19 protein-coding genes and 1 tRNA gene are annotated in these 23,271 nt (G+C 71.7%); 9 read left to right on the plus strand and 11 right to left on the minus strand.

The window, feature by feature from the left end:
- Window positions 1–25 precede the first annotated feature (25 nt).
- The 4 genes from DEW08_RS09070 to DEW08_RS09085 form a co-directional block, all read right to left on the minus strand.
- Window positions 26–1,465, minus strand: coding sequence for a DHA2 family efflux MFS transporter permease subunit (locus DEW08_RS09070; protein WP_109326415.1), 1,440 nt, complete (start codon window positions 1,463–1,465; stop codon window positions 26–28).
- Between the two features lie 132 nt (window positions 1,466–1,597).
- Window positions 1,598–2,377 (minus strand): enoyl-CoA hydratase-related protein, encoded by a 780-nt coding sequence (locus DEW08_RS09075; protein WP_109326416.1) that lies wholly within the window; start codon window positions 2,375–2,377, stop codon window positions 1,598–1,600.
- Window positions 2,378–2,476: 99 nt separating this feature from the next.
- Complete coding sequence (locus tag DEW08_RS09080) at window positions 2,477–3,346, minus strand: SH3 domain-containing protein (protein WP_245986529.1); 870 nt, start codon at window positions 3,344–3,346, stop codon at window positions 2,477–2,479.
- A gap of 8 nt (window positions 3,347–3,354) precedes the next feature.
- On the minus strand, window positions 3,355–4,506 hold the full coding sequence (locus DEW08_RS09085) for a hypothetical protein (protein ID WP_245986530.1): 1,152 nt from the start codon (window positions 4,504–4,506) through the stop codon (window positions 3,355–3,357).
- Window positions 4,507–4,925: 419 nt separating this feature from the next.
- On the opposite strand from DEW08_RS09085, the gene DEW08_RS09090 reads away from it, so the two are divergent.
- Entirely contained in the window at window positions 4,926–5,162 is a 237-nt protein-coding gene (locus DEW08_RS09090; protein WP_245986532.1) for a ribbon-helix-helix domain-containing protein, read from the plus strand.
- 42 nt (window positions 5,163–5,204) lie between these two features.
- Here the strand turns inward: DEW08_RS09090 and DEW08_RS09095 are convergent, their stop codons facing one another.
- A complete protein-coding gene (locus DEW08_RS09095) occupies window positions 5,205–6,083 on the minus strand; it encodes a TIGR01459 family HAD-type hydrolase (RefSeq protein ID WP_109326427.1) in 879 nt (292 codons plus the stop codon).
- Between the two features lie 53 nt (window positions 6,084–6,136).
- Window positions 6,137–7,363, minus strand: a complete 1,227-nt coding sequence (locus DEW08_RS09100; protein ID WP_109326428.1) for a glycosyltransferase family 4 protein — start codon at window positions 7,361–7,363, stop codon at window positions 6,137–6,139.
- Window positions 7,364–7,534: 171 nt separating this feature from the next.
- Between DEW08_RS09100 and DEW08_RS09105 the strand changes: the two genes are divergently transcribed.
- The 8 genes from DEW08_RS09105 to DEW08_RS09140 all read left to right on the plus strand — a co-directional run bounded on the left by DEW08_RS09105 (window position 7,535) and on the right by DEW08_RS09140 (window position 16,638).
- Window positions 7,535–8,224 carry an alpha/beta hydrolase gene (locus DEW08_RS09105; RefSeq protein ID WP_245986618.1) on the plus strand — a complete coding sequence of 230 codons (690 nt, stop codon included), beginning with the start codon at window positions 7,535–7,537 and terminating at the stop codon, window positions 8,222–8,224.
- Window positions 8,225–8,291: 67 nt separating this feature from the next.
- Window positions 8,292–8,382 (plus strand) — tRNA-Ser (locus DEW08_RS09110).
- 198 nt (window positions 8,383–8,580) lie between these two features.
- Window positions 8,581–11,103 carry an esterase-like activity of phytase family protein gene (locus tag DEW08_RS09115; RefSeq protein ID WP_181449441.1) on the plus strand — a complete coding sequence of 841 codons (2,523 nt, stop codon included), beginning with the start codon at window positions 8,581–8,583 and terminating at the stop codon, window positions 11,101–11,103.
- Between the two features lie 145 nt (window positions 11,104–11,248).
- Window positions 11,249–12,331 (plus strand): ParA family protein, encoded by a 1,083-nt coding sequence (locus DEW08_RS09120; RefSeq protein WP_109326431.1) that lies wholly within the window; start codon window positions 11,249–11,251, stop codon window positions 12,329–12,331.
- A 180-nt stretch (window positions 12,332–12,511) separates the two neighbouring features.
- Window positions 12,512–13,630 (plus strand): transcriptional regulator, encoded by a 1,119-nt coding sequence (locus DEW08_RS30705; protein WP_146214669.1) that lies wholly within the window; start codon window positions 12,512–12,514, stop codon window positions 13,628–13,630.
- Window positions 13,623–14,918, plus strand: coding sequence for a YcaO-like family protein (locus DEW08_RS09130; RefSeq protein ID WP_109326433.1), 1,296 nt, complete (start codon window positions 13,623–13,625; stop codon window positions 14,916–14,918). Before DEW08_RS30705 ends, DEW08_RS09130 begins: the two co-directional genes overlap by 8 nt.
- On the plus strand, window positions 14,918–16,363 hold the full coding sequence (locus DEW08_RS09135; protein WP_109326434.1) for a TfuA-like protein: 1,446 nt from the start codon (window positions 14,918–14,920) through the stop codon (window positions 16,361–16,363). Before DEW08_RS09130 ends, DEW08_RS09135 begins: the two co-directional genes overlap by 1 nt.
- The gene (locus DEW08_RS09140; RefSeq protein WP_109326435.1) at window positions 16,360–16,638 is read left to right on the plus strand and encodes a MoaD/ThiS family protein; all 279 of its coding nucleotides are present in this window, start codon (window positions 16,360–16,362) and stop codon (window positions 16,636–16,638) included. The genes DEW08_RS09135 and DEW08_RS09140 overlap by 4 nt, the downstream gene beginning before the upstream one ends.
- A 30-nt stretch (window positions 16,639–16,668) precedes the next feature.
- Here DEW08_RS09140 and DEW08_RS09145 read toward each other — a convergent pair whose 3' ends face one another.
- The 5 genes from DEW08_RS09145 to DEW08_RS09160 all read right to left on the minus strand — a co-directional run bounded on the left by DEW08_RS09145 (window position 16,669) and on the right by DEW08_RS09160 (window position 23,266).
- The gene (locus tag DEW08_RS09145) at window positions 16,669–17,064 is read right to left on the minus strand and encodes a response regulator (RefSeq protein ID WP_109326436.1); all 396 of its coding nucleotides are present in this window, start codon (window positions 17,062–17,064) and stop codon (window positions 16,669–16,671) included.
- Window positions 17,061–18,239 (minus strand): PAS-domain containing protein, encoded by a 1,179-nt coding sequence (locus DEW08_RS09150; RefSeq protein WP_245986534.1) that lies wholly within the window; start codon window positions 18,237–18,239, stop codon window positions 17,061–17,063. Before DEW08_RS09150 ends, DEW08_RS09145 begins: the two co-directional genes overlap by 4 nt.
- Window positions 18,236–18,760 (minus strand): PAS domain-containing protein, encoded by a 525-nt coding sequence (locus DEW08_RS32200; RefSeq protein WP_245986536.1) that lies wholly within the window; start codon window positions 18,758–18,760, stop codon window positions 18,236–18,238. The genes DEW08_RS09150 and DEW08_RS32200 overlap by 4 nt, the downstream gene beginning before the upstream one ends.
- Window positions 18,761–18,779: 19 nt before the next feature.
- The gene (locus DEW08_RS09155; RefSeq protein WP_109326437.1) at window positions 18,780–20,390 is read right to left on the minus strand and encodes a hybrid sensor histidine kinase/response regulator; all 1,611 of its coding nucleotides are present in this window, start codon (window positions 20,388–20,390) and stop codon (window positions 18,780–18,782) included.
- Between the two features lie 128 nt (window positions 20,391–20,518).
- Window positions 20,519–23,266 (minus strand): sensor histidine kinase, encoded by a 2,748-nt coding sequence (locus tag DEW08_RS09160; RefSeq protein ID WP_109326438.1) that lies wholly within the window; start codon window positions 23,264–23,266, stop codon window positions 20,519–20,521.
- Window positions 23,267–23,271: the final 5 nt, after the last annotated feature.

The raw sequence follows: 23,271 nt of genomic DNA on the forward strand, positions 1-23,271 counted from the left end.
CGCGGCCGCCCGCCCGGTTGCCTCCTCAGTCGGCGGCGTCGCGCGTCTCGGCCGCGACGGCATGGGTCGCCGCGTGGACCTTCTGCAGCGGGATGCGGTGGCCGCTGATCTCCGACCCGGCATCGGGCGGCAACCGCAGGAAGAACAGGCCCGACGCGCAGGCCAGCAGCCCCACCGTCAGGAAGGCCGGGATGAAGGAGTGGGCGGTCAGCGGGCCGCCCGTCCAGCCCTGGGTCAGATGCAGCGCCGTGGCGCCGACCGCCACGCCCATGCTGAGGGAGAGCTGCTGCATCACGCTGGCCAGCGTATTGGCCCGGCTGGTGCGGTCCTTCGGCACCTCGGCATAGGCGAGGCTGTTGAGGCCGGTGAACTGCAGCGAGCGGAAGAAGCCGCCGGCCAGCAGGGCGGCGAGGATCACCAGATGCGGCGTCTCCGGCCGGAACAGGCCGTAGGCGGCGAGGATCGCGCCGCTCAGCAGCGCATTGCCCAGCAGCACCCGGCGGAAGCCCAGCCGGCGCAGGATCGGGCCGGCCAGCGCCTTCATGGTCAGCGCGCCGGCCGCCCCGGCGAAGGTCAGGCTGCCCGACTCGAAGGGCGTCAGGCCGAAGCCGACCTGCAGCATCACCGGCACCAGGAAGGGCACGGCCCCGATGCCGATGCGGAACAGCGTGCCGCCGAGCACCGAGGCGGCATAGGTCGGCAGCCGGAACAGCGAGGGGTCGAGCACCGGCCGCGCCACCCGCCGGGCATGGCGCAGGTAGAGCCACGCCGCCGTCACTCCGGCCGCCAGGATGCCGGCGACCAGGGCCGGCGGCAGCAGATCGCGCCCGACATTCTCCAGCCCGAACATCAGCGCGGCCAGAGCCGCGGCGCTGAGCAGGAAGCCCGGGAGGTCGAAGGGATCGCGGTCCTTCTCCCGCACGTTGGGGATCAGCGTCACGACCAGCGCCATGCCGAGCAGCCCGATCGGCACGTTGATCAGGAAGATCCAGCGCCAGGAGGCGTAGGTCGCGATGGCGCCGCCGACCAGCGGCCCCAGGGCGGGGCCGATCAGGGCCGGCAGGGTCATCTGCGCCATCGCCCGCACCAGCTCGCTCCGCGGAACCGTCTTCAGCAGGACGAGCCGGCCGACCGGCACCATCATGGCGCCGCCGATGCCCTGCACGACCCGCGCGGCCACCAGCTCGGCCAGACCGTTCGACAGGCCGCACAAGACGGAGCCCGCCGTGAAGACCGCGATGGCCGACGCGAAGACCGTGCGCGCCCCGAACCGGTCGGCCGCCCAACCGCTGACCGGCAGGAACACCGCCAGCGCCAGCATGTAGGAGGTCATCGCCATGCTGAGATGCAGGGGATCCTCGTTCAGCGAGCGGGCGATCTCCGGCAGGGCGGTGGAGATCACCGTCGCGTCCAGATTCTCCATGAACAGGGCGCAGGCGACGATCCAGGGGATGGAACGGGACATCGGGGAAACCGGCGGCGGGGGGACTGGTCCAACAGGTCAATCATGTGGACCGCCGCCCAAGCGGCACCATCGCCGATGGCTCGACCCTGTCATGCGTCCGTCCGCCGCGGGAGCCCGCCCGCCTGCCGCCCCCTATCGTCCGCGGAACGCCGGCTTGCGCTTTTCCAGGAAGGCCCGGTAGCCCTCGCGGAAATCCTCGGTGCCGAAGCAGTGGTAGCATTCGGCGATCTCCGCCTCGCTGAGCGGGGCCGGGTCGGCGAGGCGGCGGACGAACTGCTTGTGCAGCCGGGCGGCCAGCGGGGCGCCGGCGGCGATGCGCTCGCAGGTCGCCGTGATCTCCGCCTCGAAGCCCTCCTCGGGCACGACGCGATGGACCAGCCGCTTGTCCTTGGCCTCCGCCGCGCCGAAGACGCGGCCTTCCAGCAGGATTTCCAGCGCCGCCGGGCCGCCGGCGATGTCGTAGACCAGCTTCAGTTCGGGCAGCGCCATCGAGATGCCGAGCCGGCTGACCGGCACGCCGAACCGGCTGCCCTCGGTGCAGACCCGCAGGTCGCAGGCCAGCGCGACGGCCAGCCCGATGCCGCAGCAGGGGCCGGTGATGGCGGCGAGCGTCGGGTGGCGCAGGCCGCGCAGCAGGTTCAGCCCCTCGTCCATCAGGACGCCGTAGGCGGCACCCTGCTCGGGGCTGTTGCGCTCCTGCGCGAACTCCGAGATGTCGGCGCCGGGGCTGAAGGACCGGCCGCCGTCCCCGCGCAGCACCACGGCCCGCACCGACTCGTCGGCCTCCAGCGCCGTCAGGTGGCCGATCAGGTCGTGCCACATCGGCTTGTCGAAGGCGTTCAGCTTGTCGGGGTTGCTCAGCGTCAGGGTCGCGACCACGCCCTCGCGCCCCAGGGTCACGGTGCCGGCCATCGCAGTCTCCTCCATTCCTTGCCGTATGGAGTGTGGACAAGCATGCTCCCGGCCACCGCGTCAAGTGCGGTCGGCCATTCCGCAGGCGGCTGCGGCGTCCTACCGCCTGCGGCTCTCGCCCAGCAGGGCGGCGCCGACATAGCCCAGCACCTTGCCCTTGCGGCCCACCCGGTACCACGAGCCGCCGCCGTCCAGAATGGTGACCGTACCGCCCGCGTCGAGAACATCCAGCACCTTGGCGTCGCAGGCCGGGGCGACGCGCAGGTTGGCGTCGGCCAGCACGCGGGCGACCGTCCCGGCCGGCAGCATCGGCCGGCGCGCCGCGGACGACGGCAGGCTGCCGGGCAGGGCGCAGCCATTGTCCTCGCGCGAGGCCTTGGCATAGCGCTTGGGCGGTTCCGTCTTCGAAACGTCCGTCCTGGCGGGCTCGGCCTTCGCGCTGCGGTCGGTGACGAAGTCGGCGGCGACGAAGCCGAGGGGCCGGCCGTTGCGTCCGACCTTCAGCCAGCCGCCGGAGAGGGTGTCCAGAACCTCCAGCCGCGCGCCGGGGTCCAGCTCGTCCAGCACGCGGGCGCCGCGGTCGGGGGCGGCGCGCAGGCGGACGGTGGCGGCAGTCCAGACAGTCTTCGGCGCCGCGCCCTGTCCCGGGTGCGGGGCGGTGGGGGAGGGCGGTCCCGAGGGCGGCGGGGACGCCGGCGCCGGCGGGGTGGCAGCGGCGGTGGCAGCCGCAGCGGAGGGAGGCGACAGGGGCGGGGCGACGGTCGGCCATGGCTGGAACAGCACCTGCGGGTTGGGGCCGCCGTCCGCCGCCGGCCTCGCCGGGGTCAGCCGGGGCAGCTCCACCCGGGGGGAGGGCAGGGGCGTCACCGTGTCGGGCTTCTGCGCCGCGGCGATCCCCGGCCAGATCAGCGCGGCGAGCAGGAGCGGCCGGAGGAGCGGTGCGGCGGGACGGCGGGGCGGGCGCGGCATCGCCGGCATCAGTCCAGCGTGACCCGTGCGATCAGGGTCGGCAGGGTCTGGCAGCGCAGCAGCCCGTCGAGCGTCGCATGCTCGGTCAGCCGCAGCGCCAGGGTGCAGCCGTAGGAGTTGAGGATCAGCTCCGTCTGGGCGAGCGAGCCGATGGCGCCGGAGGGTCTGGCGATGCTGTAGCCGGGGGCGCCCATGCGGGCGGCGACCGCGCCGGTGATCGGGGTGAAGGACTCGATCTCCACCGTCAGCGGCCCGAGATTCTGCACCACCTGATCGGAGCTGGGGTCCTCCTTCGTCGCGAAGAGCTGGATGGGGATCGAGCGGCGGCGGGCCAGCCAGTCCTTCAGCGCCAGGTTGGCCAGCACCGGGTCGCGGCTGCGCACCGCCGCCTCGAAGGCGATCTGGCGCAGCGTGGCGTCGTTGCCGCCCATCGCCGCCTCATAGGCGGCAATCCGCGCCGGCCGGTCGGCGCCGGTCAGCTTCGCCCGCAGATCGGTGATGCGGGCGGTCCGCGCCTCCACCGCCCGGCGCTCCGCCTCCATGCGCTCCGCCTCGGCGCGGGCGGCGGCGGCGACCTGGGACAGCAGGGCGCCTTCGTGCGTCTGGCGCTCCTGCTCCTCGGCCATGCGGCGGCGCGCGGTCTCCTCCCGCTCGTCCTGCAGGCGGCGGGCCTCGTCGCTGCCGGCGATCACGGTGAGGCCGGGCAGCGCGGAGGCCGGCTGTCCCAGCCCCTGCATCACCTCGGGGTTCTTCAGGTCGATGCGGGTTTCGACGCCGGTCTTGCCGCGCGTCACCGTGGCGACGGCATTCAGCGTCTTTTCCAGCGGCGGCGCCGCCACCGGCCGGATGAAGGTCAGCGGGCCGTCGCGCCCTTCGACCGTGAAGGTCGGCTCGCCCAGGCTCAGCCGGACGACGACCCGGGCGGTCGCGGTGCTGGTGGCGGAAGAGGAGGACGAAGAGGAGGCGGCGGGGCCGCCGCGGCCCGGCTGGGGGGTGACGGTCACCTCCTCGACCCTCCAGGGCGGCGGGACGAGGCGGGTCACCTCCGTCCGGATCCGCGCCTCGGGCAGGGCGGGATCGGCCGCATGGGCCGGCAGCGCCACTCCCGGCCCCGCCGCGCCGAGCGCCGCCGCCAGCAGCATCACGACCTTCCATCCCACAGGACGTGCCCCCGTTGGACGTCCCATCGCCGTCCACTCCCCCGTCAAGTCCGTCGATCTCGTCCGCGGCCGGCCTTCCGCCGGCGCCGGACCGCACTGGTATAGCGCAGGATTCAGGAAAGGAAGCCTGTTTTCCACCCCGCCGGCGTTTCATCGCGCCGAGGGCAAATCCCACCCCATCCCACGCGCTGCGTTGTATTTTGTGGCCGGCCATCGCGACCAGCGGTCGAAAACAGCTTGGACGGCACACGCCGCTTGCAATATCCTCATACAAGTGGATGTATATCTGCCACGTCTGATAGCGGACTCTCAACGGGTGGAGATCAGGGACTCAGATGGCTCGCACAAGCGGAGGAAAGGAAGGGCCGCTCCTGGTCTGCAGGAATGTGAAGGTCAGCGGCCGGCGCACAAGCCTGCGCATGGAACCGTATATTTGGGAATCGCTGAAGGAAATCTGCGAACGGGAGGGGATGACCCTCAACGAGATTTGTACACAAATAGATCAGCGGAAGGGGGAGGCGAATCTGACCGCCTCCATCCGCGTCTTCATCGTCAGCTATTACCGCACGGCCATCGGTGTCCGCGGCTTTTCGGAAAACGGTCCCTCCTCCATCCTGCGCAAGGCGATGGACGATGCCGTTCCGCTCGACGACTGACTCAGGGACGCCCGAACCGGGGACGCCCGAACCGGCGCCCGCCTACCAGCGCAGGCTGGGCAGGCTGTAGGTCGGGATATGGCCGGCGGCCTCCGCCACCTGCGCCAGCCGGACCGGATCGACCGCCTCGCCCCAGGCGGCCCCGCCCAGCTCCTCCTGGTGGATGCCGGCGGTGACCAGCGCCACGTCGAGCCCGGCGGCGTTCGCGCCGGCCACGTCGGTGCGGAAGCTGTCGCCCACCGCCAGGATGCGCCGCGGGTCGGCGATGCCCAGCAGGTCGCGGCAGCGGCCGTAGACCGGGGCGAAGGGCTTGCCGTGCTGGCGCACCTCGCCCCCCATCTCCTCGTAGCGGGCGGCCAGCGTGCCGGCGCAGATCACCATCTGCGGCCCGACCATCACCACCAGGTCGGGGTTGGCGCAGATCATCGGCAGCCCGGCCCGCAGGCAGGCGTCGAGCTGCGGCTGGTAGTCCTCCAGCGTCTCGCCGAACACGACGATGCCGGTGTTGACGACGAAGTCGGCCTCCTCCGGCCGCTCCGCCAGCACGTAGCCGAGCCCGTCATAGACGTCGCGGTCGCGGTCCGGACCGATATGGTAGAGCCGGCGGCCCAGCGCGGCGTGCCAGGGATCGTCGCGCAGCCGCAGCGCGTCGTAGGTCGCCTCGCCCGACGTCATGACATGGTGGTAGCGTTCGCGTCCGATCCCCATGCCCTGCAGCTTGGCGATGACGCCGCCGGTGCGGCGCGGCGCGTTGGACAGCAGGCAGATGGTCTTGCCGGCCGCCCGCAGTCGGTCGAGACAGTCGGGAACGCCGGGGTAGGGCTGCTCCCCGTCGTGGATCACCCCCCACAGGTCGAGGATCACGCCGTCGTAGCGGTCGATGACGGTGGAGATGCCGGGAAGCTGCTGGATGTCGGCCATGGTGTCCGGAGGCTTGGGGTCGCGAAAGGGGTGCGGGAGGGGATGATATGGGCTCAGCGCCGCCGCCCGGCCATCAGTTCGGCATAGACGGCGAGCGTGTCGCCGCACATCCGCTGCCTGGTGTAGCGGTCGGCGACGAAGGCGCGGGCGCGGGCGCCGATGGCGTCGCGCTGCTCCGGGGTCAGGGACAGCGCCTCGTCCAGCGCCTTGGCGAGCGCCTTGGCATCGGCCGGCGGCACCACCCAGGCGGTCTCGCCGGGGATGACGGTCTCCTGGTAGGCGCCGATGGCCGAGACGATCACCGGCTTGCCCATCGCCTGCGCCTCCACGATGACTCGGCCGAAGGCCTCCGGCTCCTGCGAGGCGGAGACGACGACGTCCGACAGCAGGTAGGCGGCGGCCATGTCGCTGCAATGGTCGGTCATGCGCACCACCCCGTCGAGCCCGGCGCGGCGCACCCGCTCCACCAGCTCCTGCCGGTAGCCGCTGCGCCCCTGGTCGGAGCCGACCAGCAGGGCCAGCACGTCCTTGCGCCCCAGCTCGGCCAGCGCGTCGATCAGGACGGTCTGGCCTTTCCAGCGGGTCAGCCGGCCGGGCAGCAGGATCACCGCGCGGTCGTCGGGCAGCCGCCATTCCTTGGCCAGCGTCACCAGCCGGGCCGGGCTGACCTGCTCCGGCGAGAAGACGGCCGGGTCGATGCCGCGGTGGATGGTGCGGATGCGTGCCGGGTCGGTGTCGTAATTCTCCAGGATGTGGCGGCGCACGAAGTCGGAGATGGCGATCACCCGCTCGCCGCGCGCCATCACGGAGTTGTAGCGCCGCTTCAGCGCCCCGGAGATGTTGTAGGGCGCATGGAAGGTGGTCATGTAGGCTGCCCCGGTCTCCCGGCAGGCCAGCCAGGCGCTCCAGGCCGGCGCGCGGGAGCGGGCGTGGACGATGTCCACCCGGCTCTCGACGATGATCCGCGCCAGCTTCTTCGCGTTGCGCCGGATGGTCAGCGGGTTCTTCGAGGCGAGCGGCAGGGTGATGTGGCGGATGCCGGCGCGGTCCAGCTCGCGCACCATCGGCCCGCCCTGGGAGGCGACCAGCGGCAGTCCGCCGGCCTCCTGCAGCGCCAGCGCCATGTCGATGCAGCCGCGCTCCGCCCCGCCGGTCACCAGCTCCGGCACCACCTGCAGCACCGTCGGCGCCCGTCCGCCGGGCCAGCCGCCCCCGTCCTGCGGCAGGGCTGCCGGGTTGCGCGGGGCGTCGTCGGTGTTAAGGTGGCTGGAGAGTTCCATGGGACCGGGTTTCCGTCAGGGCTGGTCCCGATCGTGACAGGGAAGCCAACCGCAATGACCGGATCCGCTGCCGTTTCGGGCGGCGCGCACCATAGCCTACCGCGCGGCGCCGCCACCATAGCCTATCGTCACACCCCAGCCGCCCGCCCGGGGGATGGCCGGCCGGGGGTGATGTTCCTCAGCGGCTTCATGTCCGACATGACCGGCACCAAGGCCGTGGCGCTGGAGGAGTGGGCGGTCGGCCAGGGGCTGGCCTATACCCGCTTCGACTACCAGGGCCACGGCGCGTCCAGCGGACGCTTCGCCGACGGCACCATCGGGCTGTGGGCCGACGACGCGCTGGCGGTGCTGGACGCGGTGACCAGCGGGCCGCAGATCCTCGTGGGTTCCTCGATGGGCGGCTGGATGATGCTGCTGACGGCGCTGCGCCGCCCGGAACGGGTGGCCGGGCTGCTCGGCATCGCCCCGGCGCCGGACTTCACCGACGACCTGATGTGGGACCTCTTCGACGAGGACATCCGCCGCGCCATCCGCGAGGAGGGCGTGTGGCTGCGCCCGTCGGAGTACGGGCCGGAGCCGCAGCCGATCACCCGCGCCCTGATCGAGGACGGCCGCGACCACCTGCTGCTGCGCGGGCCGATCGGCGTGACGGTACCGGTTCGCGTCCTGCACGGCATGTGCGACCCGGACGTGCCGTGGCAGCGCAGCCTGACCCTGGCAGAGAGGCTGGCGACCGACGATGTCCGTCTGACCTTCGTGAAGGACGGCGACCACCGCCTGTCCCGCCCGCAGGACATCGCGCTGCTGTGCCGCACGGTCGCCGATCTGGTGGCCGAACTGGCGGGACGGACGGCTGCGTAAAAATGCTGCGGAGGTGCAATCTGACGCTTGCATGACGAAGCCGACCCCATTATAAACCGGCCTCCACGGAGGGGTGGCCGAGTGGTCGAAGGCGCACGCCTGGAAAGTGTGTATACCCCAAAAGGGTATCGAGGGTTCGAATCCCTCTCCCTCCGCCATTGAGTTTTTCGGGGCTCCAACCCGACGAGAAGGCCCGGCGATTACGCCGGGCCTTTTCGTTTGCCGGCGATACCGGGTGAGCCTGCGCGGCCATCTCCAGCTTTGCCGCCTGACGCGAAAACGTCATGAAACCGTCGGGCCGTTGTAGCAAAGCTCCGTCACACACAGCCCCCTAACGATAAGTTGGGGATGACCTAATGCATAACTCCTTCGGGGGCGGGCGGCTGCGGGCGCTGCTGCTGTCCGCGACCGGCCTGCTCGCGCTGGCGGTTCAGGGGCCGATGGCCCAGGGGGCTGCCGCCCAGGTGGCCGACAGCGTGACGTTGGGCGGGGCGGCCTTCGTCAATCAGGGGCTGGTCGGCGTCGGGCGGATCGATTCCGCGGCGCGCGACAGGTTCGGGGAGACCTTCGGGTCGATGTCGGGGCTGACGTTCGATGCACGGTCCTGGCGCCGCACCGGCGACAGCTATTCCGGCATCATGTTCGCCCTGCCGGACCGCGGCTACAACGCCGCCGGGACGACCGACTACCGCCCGCGCCTCAATACGCTCGCCATCACGCTCACGCCCTATTACGGCTCGGCGGCGCCGCCGGCGGGGCGCGGCCAGCAATCCCAGCTCTCCTTGAGCCTGCTGGACACGACGCTGCTGACCGAGGCCAGCGGGGCGGTCACCACCGGCCTCGATCCGCAGCCGCGCACCGGGGTGCGCGCGGCGTCGGGCGGCTTCCCGGTGCTGCCGCAGGCCTTCAACGGCAAGATCAGCCTGGACACCGAGGCCGTCGTGCGCATGCCGGACGGCAGCTTCTACATCAGCGACGAATACGGCCCCTACATCTACCGCTTCTCGGCGTCCGGCCGGATGATGTCGGCGATCCAGCCGCCGGCGGCGCTGCTGCCCGTCCGCAACGGGACGCTGGACTTCTCGTCGAACAATCCCGGCCCCAACCAGCCGGCCCCGAGCCCGCTCGACCCGACCGCCGGGCGCCAGAACAACCAGGGGCTGGAAGGGCTGGCGCTGACGCCGGACCGCGGCAAGCTGGTCGCCCTGCTGCAGAGCGCCACCCGCCAGGACGGCGGAACCGGCGGCAGCAGCGCCACCCGGCGCAACACCCGGATGCTGGTCTATGACGTCGCCTCCAACCCCGACAACCCGCGGCTGATCGGTCACTATGTCGTGCCGCTGCCGACCTACCAGAGCGGCGGCCGCACCCAGGTCGCGGCGCAGAGCGAGATGCTGGCGCTGAACGACAAGCAGTTCCTGGTGCTGTCGCGCGACAGCAACAACGGCCAGGGCCTGAGCGGGACCAACTCGCTCTACCGCAGCATCGACATCGTCGACATCTCCGGCGCCACCAACCTCGTCGGCACCGCCTACGAGGGGGCGACGCCGGTGGCGCCGGGCGGGTCGCTGGTGGCGTCGGTCACCCCGGTCGCCTACACCAGCTTCCTCAACATCAACAACAACGGGCAGCTCGGCCGGTTCGGGCTGCACAATGGCGGGGCGCAGGACGCCAACCTGCTGTCGGAGAAGTGGGAGGCCATGGGCATCCTGCCGGCGCTCGACCCGGCGCGCCCCGACGACGTGTTCCTGTTCGTCGGGAACGACAACGACTTCCTGACCCGCAACGGCCATCAGGTCGGCGCGGCCTACGACGCCGGCGCCAAAGTCGACACGATGGTGCTGGTCTACCGGCTGACGCTGCCCACCTATGTCGATCCGCTGGCCATCGAGTCGCTGCGGGAAACCGCGCTGCCGCTCGCCCGCGGGCTCGGCAACGCCTCGCTGTCGATGTCCGAGGCGGCGACGCGCGCCGTCCGCAGCCATCTGGGCGCGCTCCAGCTCTTCGCCGGCCGCGACCAGGCGATGGGCGCCGCGTCCTCCGGCCCGGCCCTGACCGGCTGGGTCGCCGGCACCCTCGACTTCAACCGGATGAACGGCTCCGGCGCGTCGGGTGCGGGCGAAGGCGATGCCCGCACCGCGACGGTCGGCGCCGACCTGCGCCTCTCGGAGACCCTGACCGTCGGCCTCGCGGTCGGCGCCGGGCGCAACACCCTCTCCTTCAAGGAGATCGGCGGCGCCAAGCAGCGCTCCTGGTCGGTCAGCCCCTATGTCGCGGCGGCCTGGCAGGGCTTCTTCGGCTCGCTGTCGGGTACCTGGGCCTTCGACCGCTACGACCGGATCAGCCGCGAGACCGGCGCCTACGGCCTGACCGCCCGCGGCGACACCAACGGGCGGAGCTGGTCGGTCGGCGGCGAGGCCGGCTACGACCTGGGCGGCGGCGACTGGTCCTTCGGCCCGGTGGCGGGGGCGCGCTACACCCGCGCCACCGTCGACGGCTACACGGAGTCCGAGGCGATTCACCTGAACGGCGTCCTCCCCGACCAGACGCGGAAGGGCTGGAGCTGGGATCTGGGCGCCCAGGTCGCCCACCGCTTCACGGCCGAGAGCCTGTCGATCATCCCGCAGGCCCGCGTCAGCTATGAATGGAACCGCGTCCGCGGGGCCGAGACGCTGAGCGCCACCCTGGCGAACCGCAGCTTCAGCAGCCTCGGCACGGTCAGCCGCGGCTTCGACCGGCCGGACCGCGACGGCCTGCGGGTGGGGGCGGCGGTGACTCTGGCCTCCGGGCCGGTCTCCTGGCAGGTCGGCTATGACGGGAAGTTCGGACAGGACGTGAGGGACCACAACGTCTTCACGTCCCTGGGCTACCGGTTCTGAGTCCGGCGGAGCGGGGCGGGCGGGCCATATGCCGCCCGTCCCGCGCCCCGCGCCCCTTATCCATCACTTGCCCATTGCGCCCGTGACGGTATGTTCGCGCGGGTGGCCGGCTGGGCCGGTGAAATCGGGATGAAGCGGGACGGACATGCTGAACGACGACGACGTCTTCGATGCGGCGGAGACGCGGCAGCCGACCATCGTTGCGGTCTACAACCAGAAGGGCGGCGTCGGCAAGACGACCACCGCCGTCAATCTGGCGATCAGCCTTGCCGCCCTCGGCAAGTCGGTGGTGCTGATCGACTTCGACCCGCAGAGCAGCGCGTCGGGCAACTTCCTCCTCAAGGAAAAGGCCAAGGTCGGCATCAACGACCTGCTGAACCAGGAGGTCTTCGTCGAGGACGCCCTGACCCCAACCAGCTTTCCCGGCCTGTCGATGATCGTCGGCGCGCGCAAGCTCTATTCGCTGGAGCACGCGCTGGACGGGCGCGGCGGGTCGCAGCGCGGGCTGCGGCGGGCGCTGCGCTTCTCCGACAACGCGCCGGACTATGTGGTGATCGACTGCCCGCCGGCGCTGGGCCATCTCGCGGCCGGCGCGCTGGCCGCGTCGGACCGGCTGGTCGTCCCGGTCTTCCCCGGCCGCTATGCCCTGGACGGGCTGCGGCGCACCCTGTCGGTGGTCGAGCATATCCAGGGCGGCCTGAACCCGGGCCTGTCGGTGGCCGGCGTCCTGATGCTGTCGGTCGCCAACGACGAGGTCGGGCGCGAGACGCTGAAGCAGCTCCGCGCCGACTACGGCGACCTGCTGTTCCGCACCGCCATCCCCTACGACATCGACGTGGTCAAGGCCACCTACCGGCGGATGCCCGCCATCATCTTCAGCCCCGACGGCCGGACCACCGGCCGCTTCCTGGCGCTGGCCTGGGAGATCGTGCACGGCCGCGACCGGTCGCCGACCGATGCCGACCTCGCCCAGGCGCAGGCGCGGGTCCGGGAATGGAACTCGGCCGTCGCCGCCGACTACAGCGGCTCCATGCGTCCGTCGCAGGGCGGGGGCGAGGCCGATGCAACCGAAGAGCGTGGCGGCTCCGCGGCCATGGGCACCCGGCGGGAGCGCCGGTCGGGCGGGGCGCTGGTCGCCGGCCTGATCGGCCTGCTGGCCGGCTTGGTGATCGGCACCTTCGCCGGTCCGGCGCTGCTCGAGTCGGTGCGCGGGCTGCTCGGCGGCTGACGGATCGGTCGGCGGCCCTGCAGCGTTCGGTTGCTGGTCAAGGCAATCGAGACTTGTCCAGTCGTTACATTCGCGTGTAGATCGCAAGGAAGCTCTGGCGCACATCCTACGATCTTATATACTCCCGCCGCCCGTTACAGGACCTTTGGGGAACAGCGGTAAACAGGGGGGATAGCCATCATGGTTGACAGCCGAGCACTGGATCTCATCAAGCGCCTCGCCACCGACGTCGAGTTCCGCACCCAGCTCAACAGCCTGGACGCCGCGGGCAAGCAGGCTCTGCTGCAGGCCAACGGTTTCGCGGGAGTGAGCGCGGAGGATGTCCGCGCCACCGCCGCCGACGCGCTGCGCAGCCTGAGCGGCGTGAAGGGCGCCGAGCAGGGCGTGATCGCCGAGTCGATCGCCAGCGCCGCTGCCGCCAGCACCCCGGCGACCGCCCTGCCGGCCTCGGCCACCCCGGCCACGGCCAACCCCGCCGCGGCGATGCCGGCCACCGCCCTGCCGGCGTCCGCCATGCCCGCCACGGCCAACCCCGCCACGGCGACCCCGGCGACGGCGATGCCCGCCACCGCGACCCCTGCCACCGCGATGCCCGCCGCCGCCACTCCGGCGACGGCGATGCCGGCCTCGGCCACCCCCGCCGCGGCCACTCCTGCAACGGCGATGCCGGCCAGCGCAACTCCCGCCACCGCCATGCCGGCCTCGGCGACCCCCGCGACCGCCATGCCGGCCAGCGCCACCCCGGCGACGGCGATGCCTGCGACGGCCACTCCGGCCACGGCTACTCCGGCGACGGCCTTCCCGGCCACCGGCTTCCCGGCTGCGGCCACCCCGGCCGCTGCGACTCCGGCGACCGCGATGCCGGCCACGGCCACCCCCGCCACGGCGATGCCGGCGGCCGCGACCCCGGCGACGGCCATGCCGGCCACGGCGATGCCGGCGGCAGCGACTCCGGCGACCGCCACCCCGGCTACGGCGATGCCCGCTGCCGCCACCCCGGCCACGGCGATGCCGGCGACCGCCTTCCCGGCGGCCTCGACTCCGGCGACGGCCACTCCGGCGACCGCCTTCCCGGCCACCGGGTTCCCGGCTGCGGCCACCCCGGCCACGGCGATGCCGGCCGCCGCCACTCCGGCAACGGCCATGCCTGCGACGGCCATGCCTGCGACGGCGATGCCGGCTGCGGCCACCCCGGCGACGGCGATGCCCGCCACGGCGATGCCCGCCGCGGCCACGCCGGCCATCGGCACGCCGGCCGCTCCGTCGGTGGACGAGGGCGACGGGACGGAAAATGCCTGATCCCGGGCGGCCGGAAGCGGCTGGTTCCGTCAGCGGCGCCGGGCCGGGCATCCGGCTCGGCGATCGCGTCCACCACGCCCGCAAGCGCTTTTTCCTCGGCACCCACCGGACAGCCACTCCGGAGGAGACGCTGGAGCGCATCCGGCCGCACCTGCTGGCCTGCGGCATCACCCGGCTGGCCGACGTCACCGGGCTGGACCGCATCGGCATCCATACGGTGCTCGGCCACCGGCCCAACAGCCCGACCCTGTCCAACAGCGCCGGGAAGGGCTTCAGCCTCGCCGCGGCCACCGTCTCGGCGGCGATGGAGGGGATCGAGCTGTTCCATGCCGAGACGGTCGGCCTGCCGCCCGTCGAATGCGCCTGGAACGACCTGCCGGCCGACGGCCACATCCCGGTGGAGCGGCTGGCCGGCACCCGCCACGGCGCCTTCCGCACCGACCTGGCCGAGCATTGGGTGTGGGGTTGGGACCTGATCGGCGGCCGTCCGGCCGCCGCCCCCTGGACCGCGGTCGCCATGCTCGGCCCGCCGGGCGGGCGCGGCCTGCGCAACCTGTTCGCCATGGGCACCAACGGGCTGGCCAGCGGCAACCACATCCTGGAGGCGGTGGCCGCCGCGCTGTACGAGGTGATCGAGCGCGACGCCGTCGCCTGCTGGCGCTATGCCGGCAACCGCCACGGCATCCTGACGCCGCGCGTGGCGCTGGAGACGGTGGACAGCCCGGCGGTCCAGGACCTCGTCCGCCGCTTCGCCGCCGCCGGAATCGTGCCGCTGCTCTACGACGTGACGGCGGACACCGGGGTGCCGACCTACATGGCCATCGTCTACGACAAGGACTTCCGCCATGGCGGCATGTATCGCGGCTACGGCACCCATCTGGAGCCGGCGGTCGCCATGTGCCGCGCCTTGACCGAGGCGGTGCAGTCGCGGCTGGTGCTGATCGCCGGCTCGCGCGATGACCATTTCCGCCGCGACGTGCTGCGCAACCAGGGCGCCGACACGCCGGCCCAGGTGGCGGGGCTGGAGGCGGCGCCGGCCACCGTCCACGGCCGGGCTCACCCCGACCGCTCCACCCCCACCTTCGAAGGCGACATCGCGGTGCTGCTGGGCTGCCTGCGCCGGGTGGGGATCGAGCAGGCCATCGCCTTCGACCTGACCAAGCCGGAGATGGGGATCCCCGTCGCGCGCGTGGTGGTGCCGGGGCTGGAGGGCTACAACTTCGACTTCTACACGCCGGGCGCCCGCCCGGTGGCGTTCGCCGAGGCGTTGCGGGCGGGGGCGGCCTGATGAAGATCGTCGTCTTTCTCGGGCCGACCATGCCGGTCGAGGACGCCCGCACCCTGCTGCCCGACGCAGTCTATCTGCCTCCGGCGGGCCAGGCCGACGTGCTCAGCGCCATGACCATCCACCGGCCGGACGTCATCGCCCTGATCGACGGGGTGTTCGGCCAGTCGCTGGCGGTCTGGCACAAGGAACTGCTCTACGCCCTGCACTGCGGCGTCGCCGTCTTCGGCAGCTCCAGCATGGGAGCGCTGCGGGCGGTGGAGTGCGCGCATTTCGGCATGGTCGGCGTCGGCACGGTGGTCGGCTGGTACCAGGACGGCACGGTCACCGGCGACGACGAGGTGGCGCTGGCCCATGCCGGGGCGGAGGACGGCTATTTCCCGCTGTCCGAGCCGCTGGTGAACCTGCGCGCCGGCCTTGCGGCGGCGCAGGAGGCCGGCGTCATCGACGGGGCGCTGCGCGACCGGGTGGTGGATGCCGCCAAGCGGCTGTTCTTCCCCGAGCGCACCCGCGACCGCATCTGGGCCGAGGCGGGGCTGAGCGCGGAGGAGGCCGGGCGGCTCGACGCCTTCCTGGCGACCGGCGCCGTCGACGTGAAGCGGCAGGATGCCGAGGCGCTGCTGCGCCATCTCGCCGGGCTGACGCCGGACCGGCTGCCGCCGCGCGTCCCCTTCGCCTTCAACCGCTCCCACTTCTTCGACGTGCTGTACGACCGCGACCGGCGGGTGGAGAAGGGCGGCCACACCGTGCCGCTGTCGGCCATCGCCAGCCACGCCGCCCTGCACCGGACCGACTTCGCCGAGATCAACGCCGCGGCGCTGGGCCGGCTGCTGGCGGTGCAACTCGCCGACGTGGTCGGGGTGGTGGCGGACGGGCAGGCGGTGGCGGAGGAGGTCCAGCGCTTCTGCGTCCGTCATGGCCTCGCCGATCCCGCGGCGCTGGCCGGCTGGTGCCGCCGCAACGACCTGACCGACGCCGAATTCGCCGAGCTGATGCGGGAGCTCGCGACCGAGCGGGCGATGCGCCGCTGGCTGATCGACCGCCGCTTCCTCGCCCGCACCACCAGGCCGGTGCTGAACGAGCTGCGCCTGCGCGGCCTCTATGAGACGGTCGCCGCCGATGCCGCCCTGGTGGAGCGGGTGTCGGAGCTGCAGTTCGCCGACGTCGCCCAGCAGCCGACGGAAAGCCTGGACCAGCTCGTGCTCGACCATCTCGCCTCCACCGACGCGCGGATGGACAGCCATTACGAGGGCTGGTCCTATGAGGCGGGATTCAAGGACCCGCTGGACCTGCGCATCGATCTGGTGAAGGCCCGGCAGGTGCGCGGGTTCCTGGCCGACCTCGCCCGCGAGGCGGAGGAGGCCGTGCGGCAGGCGGCGTCCGGCGGGGCGGATGCGCGGACCGGTTCCGAGGCCGGGCCGGAGACAGGTAAGGAGGACGTTGCATGAGCGAGGTCACCGTTCGCATCCCGACGCCGCTGCGCGGCTTCATCGGCGGGCGCGACCGCGTGACGGTCGGCGGGACCACGGTGCGCGAGGCACTGGCCGCCCTGACCGATGGGCGGGAGACGTTGCGCGACCGGCTGTTCAACGCCGACGGCGAACTGCACCGCTTCGTGAACGTCTATCTCGGGCAGGAGGACGTGCGCCGGCTGGGCGGGCTGGACGCCGCGGTGCCGGCAGGGGCGACGCTGACCGTCCTGGTCGCGCTGGCCGGTGGCTGATGGCAAGCGGGTGACGAGAGTGCCGGCGCCTCAGGCGGCCTGCGAGCCGGACACGACGGTGTTCACCAGCTTCTTCAGCGCGGCGAAGTCGACCGGCTTGGTGACGAGGTCGGTGGCGCCGCCGGCCATGGCGCGGCGCTGGTTCTCGTCGTCGCCATAGGCGGTGACGATGACGACCGGGATGTTGGGCATCTCCATCCGCAGACGGCCGAGCAGCTCCAGCCCGCTCATCCCCGGCATGTTGATGTCGCTGAGGACGAGGACGGCCTCCGGCTGCAGCCCGGTATGGATGCGCTCCAGCGCCTCCTCGGCCGAACTGGCGAAGTGCAGCGCGACCTGCCCGTTGCGCAGCTCCGTGCGGAAGCGCTGACGGAACAGGTCTTCCATATCGGGTTCATCGTCTACGACCAGGATCCCGACGGTCATGGCTTGCGGCGCTCCCCTAGCGACACCGGCGGAACGACCCGTGGCAGCGTGATCGTGAACTCGGCGTATTCGTTCTCGACGCTGCTGACGTCGAATCGGCCCCTGTGTTGATGTACCACGATGTCGTAGCTGAGAGAAAGACCCAAACCGGTACCTTCACCCGTAGGTTTCGTGGTGAAGAAGGGCGTAAACAATTTATCAATCACCGGTTTGGACATGCCGGCGCCGTTGTCGTGTACCTTGATCTGGACCTTGTCGTTACAGTCGATTGTGGTGATGGTCAGTTGCGGACGGTAGTCATTTTCACCACCGTCCCGCTGACGCCGCCGGACCGAGTAGAAGGCGTTGGTGAACAGGTTGACCAGCACCCGCGACATGTCCTGCGGGACGAGGTCCAGCGTGCCGGCCGCCGGATCGTAATGCCGGTTGAAGGAGACGTTGAATTCGCGGTCCTGGGCGCGGGCGGCGTGATAGGCCAGCGCCAGGCTCTCCTCGATCAGGACGTTCAGCTCGGTGTTGCGCCATTCGCCGCTGCCGCCGCGGGAATGGGCCAGCATGCTCTTCACGATGCCGTCGGCCCGCCGGCCATGCTCGGCGATCTTGCGCAGGTTGCTGTGCAGGCTGCCCACCAGCTCGTCGAAATCGGCCTTCTGGTCGGGATCGAGCTGGGCGGACAGCGGGCTGATCAGCGCGCACAGCTCGTCCAGCAGCTCGCCCGACAGCTCGGCGAAGTTGTTGACGAAGTTCAGCGGGTTCTTCAGCTCGTGCGCGATGCCGGCGGTGAGCTGGCCGAGCGAGGCCATCTTCTCCTGCACGACGAGCTGCTGCTGCGCCTCGCGCAGCTCGCGGGCGGCGGCCTCGGCCCGCTCCTTGGCCTGGCGGAGCTCGTCCTCGATGCGGATGCGGTCGGTGATGTCGAGGTGGGTGACGACGAAGCCGCCGTCGGCGCGCGGCGCGGTGCGGATGTCGATCACCCGGCCGTTCGGAACGCGCCGCTCGGCGTTGATGACCCCGCGCACCTCGAACCGCTTCATCAGCATGGCGATGGTGGCGTCGGGGTCGACGTCGCCGAAGTCGCCGCGCTCGTAGTTGTAGCGCAGCATGACGTCCATCGGCGTGCCCGGCGGGAACAGGCCGGGGGGATAGTCGAACAGCCGCAGGAACTCGCTGTTCATCCCTCCATGCACAGGTCGCCGGCCAGCATCAGCACGCCGTTCGGCATGGCGTCGATGGCCGCCTGCAGCAGCTGCCACTGTTCCGGCATCTCGGTGAAGCCGGCCGGCGGGCGAACCCGGGCCAGCATCTCCAGCACGGCGGGCTCGCCACCCCAGTCGATCGGCTCCAGCAGCTGGTCGAACCATTGCACCGACCGGTCGGCGCGCCGCCGCTTGGTCCGGCGCAGGTCGCTGCGGGTGACGCCGGCCAGACACTCGGCATAGGCGCTGCGCTCGGCCACCAGCGCGTCTTCCGGAACGAGGTCGAGCACGCTCGGCAGCACCAGCACGTCGTCCGGCGCCTGGTAGCCCAGCAGCCGGGCCAGCCCCTCGTTGCAATGAACGATGTGGTCGCCGCGGTGGATGATCAGGCCGGGCAGGTCGGCCAGCACCTTGTCGCGGTAGCGGCGGGCGCTGGCGATGGTGCTTTCCACAGAGTCCGGGGCGCCGCCGGCGGTGACCGTCTCCATCTCGTCTTCCATCGCGCAGGAATCCTGTCGATCAAGGCGCGTCCAGCGGCAGCCGGAGCAGCAGGGTGGTGCCCTTGCCCGGCTCGCTTTCCGCATGGATTTCCCCGCTCAGCCTGCCGGTGACGAGGTTGAAGGTGGCATAGAGCCCCAACCCCATGCTGCCCGACCCGCGGCGGGTGGTGGTGAAGGGTTCGAACAGGCGCGGCAGGATCTCCGCCGGGATGCCGCGGCCGTTGTCGCAGACCCGCAGTTCCACCCGGTCGTCCGGCAGCGGCCGGGCCGACACCAGCACCCTGCCGCCCTGGCCGGGGGCGAAGGCGTGGTGGAAGGCGTTGTTCAGCAGGTTGATCAGGACCTCGGTCAGGGCGCCGGGATAGCTGTCGAGGATCAGCCCCTCGGCGCAGTCCAGCACCAGCTCGTGCCCGGCGGCGACCGGCTGCACCCGCACGGCCAGCACGATGTCCTGCAGATACTCCCTGAGGTCGAAGCGGCTGCGCGGGGTGGAGCTCTGCCCCTCCGTCACCAGCTTCAGGCTCTGGATCAGGGCGGCGGCCCGCTCGATGCTGGTGACCAGCAGGGAGGAGACCTCCTGCGCCGTCCCGATATAGTCCTGGAAGTCGCTCTTGCGCAGCTGCCCGTCCTGGAAGCTGCCGACGACCCGTTCCGACGCGGTGGACAGGTGGGTGGCGGCGGTCAGGGCGATGCCCACGGGCGTGTTGATCTCGTGCGCCACGGCGGCGATGAGCTGGCCGATGACCGCCATCTTCTCCGCCCGCACCAGATCGGACTGCATGCGCTCCAGGTCGGCGAGCGCCTGTTCGGCGGCCTCCTTGGCGCGGCGCAGCGCCTCCGCCTGGACCTTGCGCTCGGTGATGTCGTAGAGCCAGACGATGGTCGCCGTCCGTCCCTCGTACACCGTCTGGTCGAAGGACAGGATGGTCCAGATCGTGCTGCCGTCGGCATGGACGAAGGTGAACTCCTCGTCCCGCACGGTCAGCCCGGCGCGCAGCCGGTCGAGCAGCCGGTCGCCGTCCTCGGCGCACTGGTGCAGGGCGGCGGTGCCGCGCCGCTGCAGCTCCGCCGTCGTCAGGCCCAGCAGGTCGGCGCAGCGCTGGTTGCAATAGAGGATCTCGCCGTCCGGCGCGGCGATGGTGACGCCGACCGGGCTGGCGTCCAGCATGCGGCGCAGCCGGGCGGCCTGGGCGCGCGACGCCGCCTCCGCCGTGCGCGTCTCCTCCAGCGCCTCGCGCAGCCGGCGCTCGGCGGCGCAGACCGACAGCGTCTTGCGGATGGTCGCTTCCAGGTCGGCGAAGTCGATCGGCTTGGTGATGAAGTCGAAGGCGCCGCGGTTCATCGCCGCGCGCACGTTGCCGAGGTCGCCGTAGGCCGACACCATCACGGCGCGGACATCGGCATTCACCTTGGGCAGATGGTCGAGGAGCGTCAGCCCGTCCATGCCGGGCATGTTGATGTCGCTCAGCACCATGTCGATATCGGGGTTGGAGCGCAGGGTCGCCAGCGCCTCCTCCCCGTCATGGGCGAACAGGAATTCCAGCTCTCCGTTGCGGACGGCCCGGCGAAAGCGCTGGGTGATCAGCACTTCGACGTCGCGCTCGTCGTCAACAACCAGGATACGTCCCATCCGCTCTTCCAAAGCCGTTCCGTCGGCCTATCCCGTTCGGCCCACCATAGGGGGTGAAAGACGGTACGGGAAGTAGTCCTTTGGAATTCTTTGCACCGTTGTGCCGGACCGTTGCCGAAAAACCCCCGTCAACCGTGTCCAAGGTCAGGTTGTGGTGCCGCGGGCACGGTGAACCAGAAGACCGCGCCGCACCCCGGCCGGCTGTCCACCCCGATGCGCCCCCCGAGATGCTCGACGATTCGCTTGCATATGGCAAGGCCGAGCCCGGTGCCCTGCGGCTTGTCGGTCATGGTGTCGCCGACCTGGCGGAAGCGCTCGAAGATCGGGCCGTGATGCTCCGGCGCGATGCCGGGGCCGCTGTCGGCGACGGTGACGAGAACCCGCCCGTCACCGGGCTTCGCCGCCAGCGTCACCCGGCCGCCGGGCGGCGTGAACTTGGCGGCGTTGGACAGCAGGTTGACCACGACCTGGATCAGCCGGTCGGGGTCGCCGGTGACCGGGGGAAGCCCGTCCGGCACCTCCACCGCCAGATCGATGCCGCGGTCGCGGAAGAGCTGGCCGGTGGCGGCCACCGCCTGGTCCAGGGCCGGCCCCAGCGCCATCGGGCCGATGTGCCAGTCGATCTCGCCGGCCTCGATCTTCGCCATGTCCAGCACCTGGTTGATCAGGCGGGTCAGCCGCTCGCTCTCGCTGATGATCAGGCCGAGGAATTCCTGCCGCTGCTCCCCCTCGATGTCCGGGTTGTCGTGCAGGATCTCGGCCAGCGCGCGGATGGAGGTCAGCGGGGTGCGCAGCTCGTGCGTCACGGTGGAGAGGAACTCGTCCTTCAGCCGGTCCAGCTCCTTCAGCCGGTCGTTGGCGGCGCGCAGCGCCTCGCTCGCCCGTTCCAGCTCCGCCGTCTTGTGTTCGAGCCGGCGGCTGTACTCGATGACGTGGCTGGTCTCGTCGAGCATGCGCAGCAGTTCCGGCGCGCTGACCGCGCCGCCGGGGACCGAGGAGGCGAGCGCCACCCGCGCCGAGGCCGACCCGATGGCCCCGGCCAGCATCCGCTCGGCCAGGCGGACCAGCTCCGGCCCGGCCGGCGCGTCCGGCGGATGGTCGGCGAAGGAGGCGGCGGCGCGCTGCGCGCCGAGGAAGCGGCCGACCACGCGGGTCAGGTCGGCGACGGTGGCGTCGCCCCGCCATTGCCGGCCGGCCGGCGGCGCCCCCGCCTCGCCATGGCCGCTCCCGTCATGGCCGCCCTCCTCATAGGTGCCGACGAAGGCGGCGGCCTGCACCCGCTCCCCCGGCGACGGGCGGTCGAGCAGCGAGACGCCGACATAGAGGCCGATGTTGGCGAGCGCGCTCCAGAACAGGGAGTGGGTCAGCGGGTCCATCCCCGCCAGCCCGAACAGGGCGTAGGGCCGCAGCGCCGCGATCCCCCACGGCCCCTGGTCGAGGAAGGCGGCGTCCAGCCAGCCGGAGCGCGCGAAGCTCGGCAGCAGCAGCGTCCAGGCCCAGGCGAGGATGCCGCCGCACAGCCCGGCCAGGGCGCCGCGCCGCGTGGCGCCGGTCCAGTAGATGCCGCCGATCAGGGCCGGGGCGAACTGCGCCACCGCCGCGAAGGAGATCAGGCCGATGGCGACCAGCGCATAGGCCGACCCCGCCACCCGGAAATAGACGTAGCCCAGCAGCAGGATCGCGACGATCGCCACCCGGCGGATGGCGAGCAGCAGCGGGGCGAGATCGGCCGCCCGCTCCAGCCGGCGACGCTGGACCCGCAACAGGATGGGCATGACGAGGTCGTTGCAGACCATGGTGGAGAGCGCGATGGCCTCCACCACGATCATGCCGGCCGCCGCCGACAGCCCGCCGAGGAAGGCGAGCAGGGCCAGCCCCTCGCTCCCCCCGGCCAGCGGCAGGGCGACGACGAACAGGTCGGGATCGACCGCCGGTCCGCCCGGCCCCGAAAAGCGCATCAGCCCGGCCACCGCCACCGGCAGCACGAACAGGTTGATCAGCAGCATGTAGAGCGGGAACAGCCAGAGCGCGCGGGTCAGGTGCCGCTCGTCGGTGTTCTCGATCACCATCACCTGGAACTGGCGGGGCAGGCACAGCACCGCCAGCGCCGCCAGCAGCATGGTGGTCGGCCAGGCCCCGTCGCCGAGCGCCGGCTCGCCGGTGAGGAGGCGGGCGATCTCCGGATGGCCGGCTGCCCGCGCGAACAGGTCGCCCATCCCGCCATGCAGGCCCCAGACGACGAAGCCGCCCACCGCCAGGAAGGCGACCAGCTTCACCACCGATTCGAAGGCGACCGCCGCCACCATGCCCGGATGATGCTCCGTCGCGTCGATGTGGCGGGTGCCGAACACGATGGCGAAGGCGGCCATCACCAGCGCCACCGGGAAGGCGTCGTCGAGCCCCAGCGGCAGCCCGTGCCCGGTCGCGGCGTCGGCCCCGGTCAGGGCGTCGAAGCTGACGGCGACGGCCTTGAGCTGCAGCGCGATGTAGGGCGTGATCCCGACGACGGCGATCAGCGCCACCAGCCCGCCCAGCAGCGGACTGCGGCCGTAGCGGCTCGCCAGGAAATCGGCGATGGAGGTGATGCGCTGCACCTTGGCGATGCGCAGGATCTTGGCGAGCAGCAGCGGTCCCAGCAGCATCAGCAGGGTGGGGCCGAGATAGATCGGCAGGAAGCCGATGCCCAGCGACGCCGCCCGCCCGACCGAGCCGTAGAAGGTCCAGGTCGTGCAGTAGACGCCGAGCGACAGGGCGTAGACGGTGGGCGAGGCGATGACGCTGCGCCCGGCGTCGGCCCGCCGGTCGGCCCACCAGGCGATGGCGAACAGCAGCAGCAGATAGCCGAAGGAGGCGAGGAGGACGGTCGCCCAGGCCATGCCCG

Source organism: Azospirillum thermophilum (assembly GCF_003130795.1).
In the GTDB taxonomy this organism is placed as follows: Bacteria; Pseudomonadota; Alphaproteobacteria; order Azospirillales; family Azospirillaceae; genus Azospirillum; species Azospirillum thermophilum.

What these genes read in the sequence shown, in the direction of transcription:
- DEW08_RS09070 (WP_109326415.1), bottom strand. Translation starts at nt 1,465, where the DNA reads ATGTCCCGTTCCATCCCCTGGATCGTCGCCTGCGCCCTGTTCATGGAG.
- DEW08_RS09075 (WP_109326416.1), bottom strand. Translation starts at nt 2,377, where the DNA reads ATGGCCGGCACCGTGACCCTGGGGCGCGAGGGCGTGGTCGCGACCCTG.
- DEW08_RS09080 (WP_245986529.1), bottom strand. Translation starts at nt 3,346, where the DNA reads ATGCCGCGCCCGCCCCGCCGTCCCGCCGCACCGCTCCTCCGGCCGCTC.
- DEW08_RS09090 (WP_245986532.1), top strand. Translation starts at nt 4,926, where the DNA reads ATGGAACCGTATATTTGGGAATCGCTGAAGGAAATCTGCGAACGGGAG.
- DEW08_RS09095 (WP_109326427.1), bottom strand. Translation starts at nt 6,083, where the DNA reads ATGGCCGACATCCAGCAGCTTCCCGGCATCTCCACCGTCATCGACCGC.
- DEW08_RS09100 (WP_109326428.1), bottom strand. Translation starts at nt 7,363, where the DNA reads ATGGAACTCTCCAGCCACCTTAACACCGACGACGCCCCGCGCAACCCG.
- DEW08_RS09105 (WP_245986618.1), top strand. Translation starts at nt 7,535, where the DNA reads ATGTTCCTCAGCGGCTTCATGTCCGACATGACCGGCACCAAGGCCGTG.
- DEW08_RS09115 (WP_181449441.1), top strand. Translation starts at nt 8,581, where the DNA reads ATGCATAACTCCTTCGGGGGCGGGCGGCTGCGGGCGCTGCTGCTGTCC.
- DEW08_RS09120 (WP_109326431.1), top strand. Translation starts at nt 11,249, where the DNA reads ATGCTGAACGACGACGACGTCTTCGATGCGGCGGAGACGCGGCAGCCG.
- DEW08_RS30705 (WP_146214669.1), top strand. Translation starts at nt 12,512, where the DNA reads ATGGTTGACAGCCGAGCACTGGATCTCATCAAGCGCCTCGCCACCGAC.
- DEW08_RS09130 (WP_109326433.1), top strand. Translation starts at nt 13,623, where the DNA reads ATGCCTGATCCCGGGCGGCCGGAAGCGGCTGGTTCCGTCAGCGGCGCC.
- DEW08_RS09135 (WP_109326434.1), top strand. Translation starts at nt 14,918, where the DNA reads ATGAAGATCGTCGTCTTTCTCGGGCCGACCATGCCGGTCGAGGACGCC.
- DEW08_RS09140 (WP_109326435.1), top strand. Translation starts at nt 16,360, where the DNA reads ATGAGCGAGGTCACCGTTCGCATCCCGACGCCGCTGCGCGGCTTCATC.
- DEW08_RS09145 (WP_109326436.1), bottom strand. Translation starts at nt 17,064, where the DNA reads ATGACCGTCGGGATCCTGGTCGTAGACGATGAACCCGATATGGAAGAC.
- DEW08_RS09150 (WP_245986534.1), bottom strand. Translation starts at nt 18,239, where the DNA reads ATGAACAGCGAGTTCCTGCGGCTGTTCGACTATCCCCCCGGCCTGTTC.
- DEW08_RS32200 (WP_245986536.1), bottom strand. Translation starts at nt 18,760, where the DNA reads ATGGAAGACGAGATGGAGACGGTCACCGCCGGCGGCGCCCCGGACTCT.
- DEW08_RS09155 (WP_109326437.1), bottom strand. Translation starts at nt 20,390, where the DNA reads ATGGGACGTATCCTGGTTGTTGACGACGAGCGCGACGTCGAAGTGCTG.
- DEW08_RS09160 (WP_109326438.1), bottom strand. Translation starts at nt 23,266, where the DNA reads ATGGCCTGGGCGACCGTCCTCCTCGCCTCCTTCGGCTATCTGCTGCTG.